7 protein-coding genes are annotated in these 8,818 nt (G+C 70.9%); 6 read left to right on the forward strand and 1 reads right to left on the reverse strand.

Annotated features, from left to right (window positions below):
• Nucleotides 1-210, forward strand: a 210-nt coding sequence (locus AC1DO7_RS36495; RefSeq protein WP_477117238.1) for a VOC family protein, incomplete at its 5' end; no start/stop codon positions are given.
• Nucleotides 211-255: 45 nt separating this feature from the next.
• On the opposite strand, the gene AC1DO7_RS36500 is transcribed toward AC1DO7_RS36495, so the two are convergent.
• Nucleotides 256-1,740, reverse strand: a complete 1,485-nt coding sequence (locus tag AC1DO7_RS36500) for a vWA domain-containing protein (RefSeq protein WP_477117239.1) — start codon at nt 1,738-1,740, stop codon at nt 256-258.
• Nucleotides 1,741-2,066: 326 nt separating this feature from the next.
• Here AC1DO7_RS36500 and AC1DO7_RS36505 point away from each other — a divergent pair, with 326 nt between their 5' ends.
• The 5 genes from AC1DO7_RS36505 to AC1DO7_RS36525 are packed head-to-tail and all read left to right on the forward strand — an operon-like array spanning nt 2,067 to nt 8,805.
• Nucleotides 2,067-3,254 (forward strand): acyl-CoA dehydrogenase family protein, encoded by a 1,188-nt coding sequence (locus tag AC1DO7_RS36505; RefSeq protein ID WP_441613416.1) that lies wholly within the window; start codon nt 2,067-2,069, stop codon nt 3,252-3,254.
• Between the two features lie 57 nt (nt 3,255-3,311).
• Nucleotides 3,312-4,559: an acyl-CoA dehydrogenase family protein gene (locus AC1DO7_RS36510; RefSeq protein WP_441613415.1), complete on the forward strand. Its 1,248-nt coding sequence runs from the start codon at nt 3,312-3,314 to the stop codon at nt 4,557-4,559.
• Entirely contained in the window at nt 4,556-5,908 is a 1,353-nt protein-coding gene (locus tag AC1DO7_RS36515; protein ID WP_441613414.1) for an LLM class flavin-dependent oxidoreductase, read from the forward strand. Before AC1DO7_RS36510 ends, AC1DO7_RS36515 begins: the two co-directional genes overlap by 4 nt.
• 24 nt (nt 5,909-5,932) lie before the next feature.
• A complete protein-coding gene (locus AC1DO7_RS36520) occupies nt 5,933-7,318 on the forward strand; it encodes an LLM class flavin-dependent oxidoreductase (RefSeq protein ID WP_441613412.1) in 1,386 nt (461 codons plus the stop codon).
• On the forward strand, nt 7,315-8,805 hold the full coding sequence (locus AC1DO7_RS36525; RefSeq protein ID WP_477117240.1) for a SidA/IucD/PvdA family monooxygenase: 1,491 nt from the start codon (nt 7,315-7,317) through the stop codon (nt 8,803-8,805). The genes AC1DO7_RS36520 and AC1DO7_RS36525 overlap by 4 nt, the downstream gene beginning before the upstream one ends.
• The last annotated feature ends 13 nt before the right edge of the window (nt 8,806-8,818 follow it).

The raw sequence follows: 8,818 nt of genomic DNA on the forward strand, positions 1-8,818 counted from the left end.
CGCGCGCTGGAAGCCGGCGCCGAACTGGAAGACTGGCCGCAGGATTTCGCATGGGGCCGCCAGGCCCTGCTGTCCGATCCCTTCGGCCACGGGCTTTGCCTGGTCGAGTGGAACGCCCGCGGCAACGAAGCCGGTGCGGGCGGCCGGCCAGTGATGGCGGCAATGCCCGCGCGACCCGGGATGGCGCGGGACGCCGCCATGTCCGGCTGAGGCGCGCGGCGGGATTGCCCCTGCGCGCGCCTCCCCGCTACATCGTCAGCGGATCTGCAGGTCGCGCCTGACTTCCGCGCTGCCCTGCCTGACGGTGATGGTCAGGACATCGCCGCTCACCGGCGGCGTGGCCAGGCTGGCCAGGTACTGGAAGCGGATGCCGGTCTGGATGCTCTGGAACAGTCCGGCCAGGTCGGTGCCCTCGACGCGCTTGTACTCGCCACCGGTATCCGCGGCCATCTTCTGCATCTCGGGCTCGTTGACGTCGCCGCGCCTGCCGAACGCTACCGTGTAGAGCGGCACGCCCTTGCCCTGCGCCGCGCGGATGACGCCGTCCGGCGCGTAGGGCGCGACGTTGTTCTGGCCATCGGTCATCGCCACCACGATGCGGCGTGCGTTGACGCCGGCATCGAGCAGATCGAGGCCGGCCTGCGTGGCGCCGTAGAACGCCGTGGTGCCGCCATAACGGTAGCTGTTGCGGACCCGCCAGTCGCCGGTGGCGGGATGGACCGGGTCGGCCCCGCTGCCGTCATAGATCTGCGACGCGCGGTTGTACAGGTCCACTACCGGGCGCAGCGCGGCGATGTCCTGCGTCAGGCCGCTGGCGCTGAAGCGGTAGCCGGCCACCGCCGCGCCGCCGCGGGTCCACGTGTAGTAGCGGTCCAGGTTGGCGTCGTCGATCGTCTCGACCTTCTGGTCGAAGATCACCACGCCGGCTTCGTCGGCCGCGCTGCGCAGGCCGTCGAGCAGCACGTGCCCGGCCGCGCCGGCGATCTGCAGCGCGCTCTTGCCGGTGTTGCCGATCAGGGTGCCCATCGAGCCGCTGGCATCCATCACGATCGCCACGCTGGCGTTCTGCGCCGCGCTGGCGCCGTACGACAGCGAGCCCAGCGGCAGCGCGGTGCCGGCCACGGCGAACGCGAAGTCCGGCGCGGCCAGCCCCAGTACAGCCTTGCCGGTCTGGTCGTCGGTCAYGGTCAGCGCCACCTTGCCGCCGCCCAGGTCCTGCACCACGCTGAGCACATAGGCCGCGTTGGCCGGCAGCGCCGACACCGGTGGCTTGCCTGCGCCCGCGCTGGCGATGAACGACGAGAGCGGGCGGCTGACCGGGCCCAGGCCGGCGGGCTGGGCATGCGCCTGCACGGCGGTCTCGGGCACGTTGCCGGCGAAGCCGCCGCAGGCATCGGTGGTCAGCGTGCCGACCACCGTGCCGTCGGCGCTGGCGAAGTGCACGTCGAGCGCGGCGAGCGGGTCATACCCGTCAGGCACTTCCGGACAGGCAGCGCTGGCGGGCGTGCGCAACACCGTGCCGGCCAGGCGCACGATCATGGCGCCGCGCGCGGCCGTGCCCTGCGGCTGCACCAGCACGCCGGCCACCGCCACGGTCTTGGGGACGGCCGGCGTGGACGGGGCCGCGGGACCGGAGCCCGCGCCGGGCGTGCCGGCGGAGGTGTCGTCGTCGGAGCCGCCGCAGGCGGCCAGTACCGCCACTGCCAGCACGCTCAGCATGGCATGTCGAAATTCGCGCATCGATTCTTCTCCTGAAAAATGCGGTCGTTGTTCTGCCGCGATGGTTCCATCGCCGGCGCGACAAAAGGCTCGGACGGATTTGTTTGAATCGGCGGAATCGTCCGGCGATGGTGACAAAGGGAACAAAGCTGGCCCGCTTGATCTTGCGCAACGGATCGATCCGGCCAGTGCGCTATGGCCACGCGAACGACGCGCCAAACGGATAAGCAAGCGCGCATTGCTTCGTTGGTGACGCAGGCGGCTTGTTCTATCGTGTCTCGGGTGCAAGAAACTCCAGCCCGCGCGGCGAGCCTTCGCCGCCCCAACACGCAATCCGCGCATATCGCATGACCTCCTTCGGCCCGGATCTGAACGATCCCTTCGTGGCCCGCGCAGTGAAGCTGCGCGAAGCCTTCCATACCGATGCCGTTGCCCGCGACAAGGCCGGCGGGCGTCCCACCGGACAGATCCGCCTGCTCAAGGAAAGCGGCCTGCTGTCGGCTGGCATTCCCGCCGCGTTCGGCGGTGGCGGCGCGTCATGGCTGTCGCTGCTGCGCGTGGTGCGCGAGTTCGCGCGCACGGACGGCTCGCTGGCTCACCTGTTCGGCTATCACCATCTTCCCGTGCACACCGTGCGCGCACGCGGCACGCCGGCGCAGCAGGCGCGTCTGCTGCATGCCTCGGCTTCCGGGCAATGGCTGTGGAGCAACTCGGGCAACGCCTTGTCGAAGACGTCGGCCGCGCAGCGCGCGCCCGGCGGCGACGGCTGGCTGGTCACGGGCTTCCGGCCGTTCTCGAGCGGCACCCATGTGGCGGACGTGATCCAGCTGGCGTGGGAGAACGAACTCGGCCAGCGCCTGACCGCCGTGATCCCGGCGGAGCGCGCCGGCATCCGGATCGAGGACGACTGGGACGGCATCGGCCAGCGCCAGACCGGCAGCGGCACGGTGACCTTCGACAACGTGCTGGTGCGCGACGACGAACTGCTGGGCCGTGCCGACGACGCGCTCACGCCGTTCGCCTCGCTGGTCACGCTGCTGCAGCAAAGCGTGCTGCTCAATGTCTTCGTGGGCGCTGCCCAGGGCGCGCTCGACGAAGGCAGCGCCTACACGGCGACGCAATCGCGCCCGTGGATCCACTCCGGCGTGGAGCGTCACGTGGACGATCCCTGGGTCCAGCGCAAGTATGGCGAGCTGGCCATCCGCACGCTGGCGGCCACCGAACTGGCCGACCAGGCGGCGCGCACGCTGGACGGGATCTATGTCCATGGCACGGCGCTGACGCCGGAGCAACGCGGCCGCGCCGCCATCGACATCGCGACCGCCAACCTCTACGCCGGCGAGACCGGGCTGGCCGTGTCCAGCGATATCTTCGAGGTGATGGGCGCGCGCTCGGCCACCAATGCGAACGGCTTCGACCGCTTCTGGCGCAACGTGCGCACGCATACGCTGCACAACCCGGCCGAGTACAAGAAACGCACGGTGGGCACCTGGCTGCTGACCGGCGAATTTCCCTCGCCCGCCATCTATCGCTGATTGCGCTTATCCCGTTGACTTCCGCCGGCTGCGCCAGCCGGCTTCAACCGAGTCCCCATGTCCGCCAACGTCGCCTACCTCCATGCGCCGGCCGATGCCGCGCCCGCGCTGTTCGAACCTGACCGCAGCAACCCGTTCATCGCACGCGCCGCCGCATTGCGCGACCGCTTCGCCGAGGACGCCATCGCGCGCGACCAGGCCGGCGGCAAGCCGGCCGAACAGATCCGCCTGCTCAAGGAGCACGGCTTGCTGGCGCTGCTGCTGCCGCGCGAATACGGCGGACAAGGCGAGCGCTGGTCCACAGTGCTGCGCATCGTGCGCCTGTTCGCGCAGGTGGACGGCTCGCTCGGCCATCTGTTCGGCTATCACTACAGCAGCCTGCTGAGTCCGCGCCTGCGCCGCGCGCCGGAGCAGGCCGCCAGCCTGTGGCGCCGCTCGGCCGAAGGCAACTGGTTCTGGGGCAATACCGCGAACAGCTTTTCCAGGAGCCTGTCCGGCCGCCGCGACGGCGAGTATTTCGTGCTCGACGGCTACCGGCCCTTCACCTCGGGCTCGCACGTGGCGGACTTCCTCGCCATTGCATGGGAGGATGCCCACACCAATGAACGCCGTTTCGCCGCCATTCCCGCCGACCGCGCGGGCATCGTGATCGAGGACGACTGGGACGGCATCGGCCAGCGCCAGACCGGCAGCGGCCGCGTCACCTAYCGCGGCGTGCGCGTGCACGAAAGCGAGGTGCTGGGGCCGCCGGTGCCGCTCGACCCCACCAGCGCGCCGGCAGAGCCGTGGCGCACGGTCACGCCGCTGCAGCAGCAAAGCGTGCTGCTCAACGTGTTCATCGGCACCGCGCAGGGTGCGCTGCGCGCCGGGCGCGAATACACGCTGGGCCAGTCGCGCCCGTGGGTCCACTCCGGCGTCGAGCGCCATGTCGACGACCCGTGGGTCAAGCGCCAGTACGGCGAGCTCTGGGTCAGGACCCAGGCCGCCACCGCGCTGGCCGACCGCGCGCTGGCCGCGCTCGACCAGGTGGCGGCGCGCGGCGAGGCGCTCACGGCCGGGGAACGCGGCGAAGCCGCCGTGGCCATCGCCGCGGCCAATGCGCTGGCCGGCGAGGTGGCGCTGCAGGTATCGAGCGAGATCTTCGAGCTGACCGGCGCGCGCTCGGCGGTACGCAAGTTCGGGCTGGACCGCTTCTGGCGCAACGCGCGCATCCACACGCTGCACAACCCGGCCGAGTACAAGACCCGCAATGTGGGCCGCTGGATGCTGGGCGAAGGCCATCCGCAACCGGGAACCTATCAATGAGCGCAACCTCGGCTTCGCGTCCGCGCCAGCTTCACCTCAATATCAACATCCTGCACTCGGGCTTCGTGCCCTCCGCCTGGCGGCTCGCCGACAGCGACCCGTACGCCTTCGCCGACGTGCGCCACTATGTGCGCGTGGCGCAGATCGCCGAGGCAGGCAAGCTCGATGCCGTATTCCTGGCCGACAACGCCGCCATCGTCGACCAGATCCACTTCCGCCCGGTCACGGCGCTGGAGCCGACCGTGCTGCTGGCCAGCATCGCGGCCGCGACCACGCATATCGGCCTGATCGGCACGGCCTCCACAAGCTACAACGAGCCCTACAACATCGCGCGGCGCTTCGCCACGCTGGACCATGTGAGCGGCGGGCGCGCGGGCTGGAACGTGGTGACCACGGCCGATGTGCCCTCGGCGCGCAACTTCGGGCGCGACGCCGCGCCCGACCACGCGCAGCGCTACGCGCGCGCGGACGAGTTCACCACGGTGGTCAAGGCGTTGTGGGATAGCTGGGAGGATGACGCCTTCATCGGCGACAAGGCCGGCGGGCGCTTTGTCGATGCCGACAAGGTGCAGCCGATCGCCCACCGCGGCGAGCACTTCAGCGTGCAGGGGCCGCTCAACCTGCCGCGCTCGCCACAGGGCCACCCGGTGGTGGTGCAGGCCGGCGGCTCCGCCGACGGGCGCGAGCTGGCCGCGCGCCATGCGGAGGCCGTGTTCTCGGCCTCGCAGTCGTTCGAGGAATCGCTCGCCTACGGGCGCGAGCTCAAGTCGCGCGCGCAGGCGCTCGGGCGCGGGCCCGACGCGGTGCAGGTGCTGGCCGGCCTGACCACCATCATCGGCGCCACCGAGGCGCAGGCGCGCCGGCGCCGCGACGAGCTGGTCGACCTGATCCCGTGGGACTACAGCCTGACGCGGCTGGCCGGCACGCTCGGCATTGCGCCGGACCGCCTCAAGCTGGACCAGCGGCTGCCCGACAATCTCGCGCTGCCCGCCGGCGGCAACGGCAACCACACCTTCTTCAACGCCACCCTGGCGCTGGCGCGTCGCCATGGCTACACCGTGCGCGAACTGATCCGCGAGCTGGCTGGCGGCGGCGGGCACCGCGTGATCGTCGGCACCCCGGAGCAGATCGCCGACGACATCGGGCACTGGTTCCGGCACGGCGCCGCCGACGGCTTCAACCTGATGCCCGACGCCCTGCCCGGCGGGCTGCAGGATTTCGTCGACGGCGTGGTGCCCATCCTGCAGCGGCGCGGCATCTTCCGCACCGCATACGAAGGCAATACGCTGCGCGACCACCTCGGGCTGGCGCGCCCGCAGGGCCGGCAAGGCACGCGCAAGGCCGCCTGACATTCAACCCAAGGACCAACCATCATGGCTCAACGTAGCGGTTTCCTCAGCCTGGGCGCTTTTCTCTACCCCAGCGGCCACCACATCGCCGCCTGGCGCCACCCCGACGCCAAGGCCGATGCCGGCATCGACTTCAAGCACTACGTGGCGCTGGCGCAGGCCGCCGAGGCGGCCAAGTTCGACCTGATCTTCCTTGCCGACGGCGTCGGCACGCGCGGCGACGACGTGGAATTCCTCAGCCGCACCGCGCACAGCTACCAGGCACAGTTCGAGCCGATCACGCTGCTGTCCGCGCTGGCCGCGGTGACCGAGCGCATCGGCCTGGTCGGCACCGCCTCCACCAGCTTCAACGAGCCGTATCACATCGCCCGCAAGTTCGCCTCGCTCGACCATATCTCGGGCGGGCGCGCCGGCTGGAACCTGGTCACCTCGTCCAGCGAGCACGAGGCGCACAATTTCAACCGCGAGCACCACTTCGCGCATGCCGACCGCTACGAGCGCGCCGCCGAGTTCGCCGACGTGGTCGACGGCCTGTGGAACAGCTGGGAAGACGACGCCTTCCTGCGCGACAAGGCCAGCGGCCGCTACTACGATCCGGCGCGGCGCCATGTGCTCGGCCACAAGGGCAAGCACTTCTCGGTGCAGGGCCCGCTTAATGTCTCGCGCACGCCGCAGGGCCATCCGGTGGTGGTGCAGGCCGGCTCGTCCGAAGCCGGCAAGGAACTGGCCGCGCGCACCGGCGAGGCGGTCTTCACCGCGCAGCAGACCGTGGAAGACGCGGTCGCGTTCTATGCCGACGTGAAAGGCCGCCTGGCGAAGTACGGCCGCGAGGCCGACGACCTGAAGATCCTGCCAGGCGTGTTCCCGGTGGTGGGCCACAGCGAAAGCGAGGCACGCGAGAAATTCGAGCAACTGCAGTCGCTGATCGATCCGGTGGTGGGCCTGGCGCTGGTGTCCGGCCTGAGCGGCGGCTTCGACCTGTCCGGCTACCCGCTCGACGGACCCATCCCCGAGCTGCCCGAGACCAATGCCAGCAAGAGCCGCCAGCGCCTGGTGATCGACCTTGCGCGGCGCGAGAACCTGACCATCCGCCAGCTCTACCAGCGCGTGGCCGGCGCGCGCGGCCACTGGCAACTGGTCGGCACGCCGGCACAGATCGCCGACCAGCTCGAAGAGCGCTTCCGCAAATACGGCGCCGACGGCTACAACATCATGTCGCCGGTGCTGCCTGGCGGGCTGACCGATTTCATCGCGCTGGTGTTGCCGGAGCTGCGCCGCCGTGGCCTGTTCCGCACGGATTACGCGGGCACCACGCTGCGCGACCACCTGGGCCTGAAGCGCCCCGTGCATCCGGCGCGCGCCGCCGGTGCCGCCACGACCAACCAGAACATCGCTGCCATCGCCGCATGACCGACCCGACCTCCACCGCCCGGGCGGGCGCATCGCCCGACCCTGATTTCCTCGCGCGCGAAACGCTGCGCCTGCTCGGCCCCGCGCCCGACGACTGGGTGCCCGGCCATGCCGGCATCGACCACAATGTCGCCATCATCGGCGGCGGCCAGAGCGGCAGCGCCTATGCCTTCGCGCTGCGGCGCGCCGGCATCGGCCGCGTCACCGTGCTCGACGCCGCGCCGGACGGCGCGCGTGCAGGTGTGTGGCGCACGCGCGCGCGCATGCAAAAGCTGCGCACGCCGAAGAGCCTCGTCGGGCCTGAACTCGGCCTGCCGGGGCTCGGCTTCCAGGCCTGGTACGAAGCCCGCCACGGCGCGCAGGCCTACGCCGCGATCGACCGCATCCCGCGCCTGGCCTGGGGCGATTATCTCGACTGGTTCCGCGGCTTCCTTGGCGTCGAGGTCCGCTATGGCACGCGTGTGATCCGCATCGAGCCCGTGACCGGCAGCGCCGTGCCGCACTTCCGCCTGCACCTGGAGAGCGACGGCCAGACGCGTATCGAAACCGCGCGCAAGGTCATCCTTGCCAGCGGCGTGGCCGGCAACGGCGCACCCTTCGTGCCCGCCGCGCTCAAGCCGGCCGTGGCGGCGGGGCTCGCCGCGCACACCGCCGACGCCATCGACTTTGCCGCGCTGCGCGGCAAGACCGTGGCCGTGCTCGGCGCCGCCGCTTCCGCCTTCGACGCCGCCGCGGTCGCGCTCGAAGCGGGTGCCGCCGCCGTCCACCTGTTCGCGCGGCGCGGCCACATCGCCGCCACGCCGGTCTCGCGCATCCGCGCCTATCCCGGCCTCTACGACAACTACCACGCCCTGCCCGACGCCACGCGCTGGGAACAGGCCCTGCGCTACCGCCGCGCCGGCTCCACGCCCCCGGCCGATTCGGTCGAACGGGTGCTCGGGTTCCCGCAGTTCCACCTGCACCTGAACGCGCCCTGGACCAGGGCCGACGTCGACGCGGGACGCATCGTCACGCAGGTACGAGGCGAGGTGCTGCGCTTTGACTTCGCGATCGCCGGCACCGGCTATCTCGTGGATCCTTCCGCCCGGCCCGAACTGGCCGACATCGCGCCACATGTCCTGCGCTGGCGCGACCGCTACCAGCCTCCGGCCGATGCGCGCGATGACGAGCTGGGTGCGTCGCCCTACCTCGGCAGCGGACTGGAGTACCTCGAGAAGACACCGGGCAGCGCGCCATGGCTGCRCGATATCCATGTGCATAACCCGGGCGGATTCGCCAGCACCGGCGTGCCGCTCGGCGACGTGCCCARCATGCGGCGCGATATTCCCGGCGCGGTGGCGCGCATCAGCCGGGATCTGCTGCTGGCGGACCTGGCGCTGCATGAGCTGCGCATCCGCGCGGATGTGCCGGCGGATTTCGGGCCGGAGCTCTACGCGAGCGCCGTGCGCAAGGCTGCCGACGAGGATACGCAAGCCGCCGCCGCGTGAGGGTGGCGGACGC

This window comes from Cupriavidus sp. 05N40 (genome assembly GCF_056397305.1).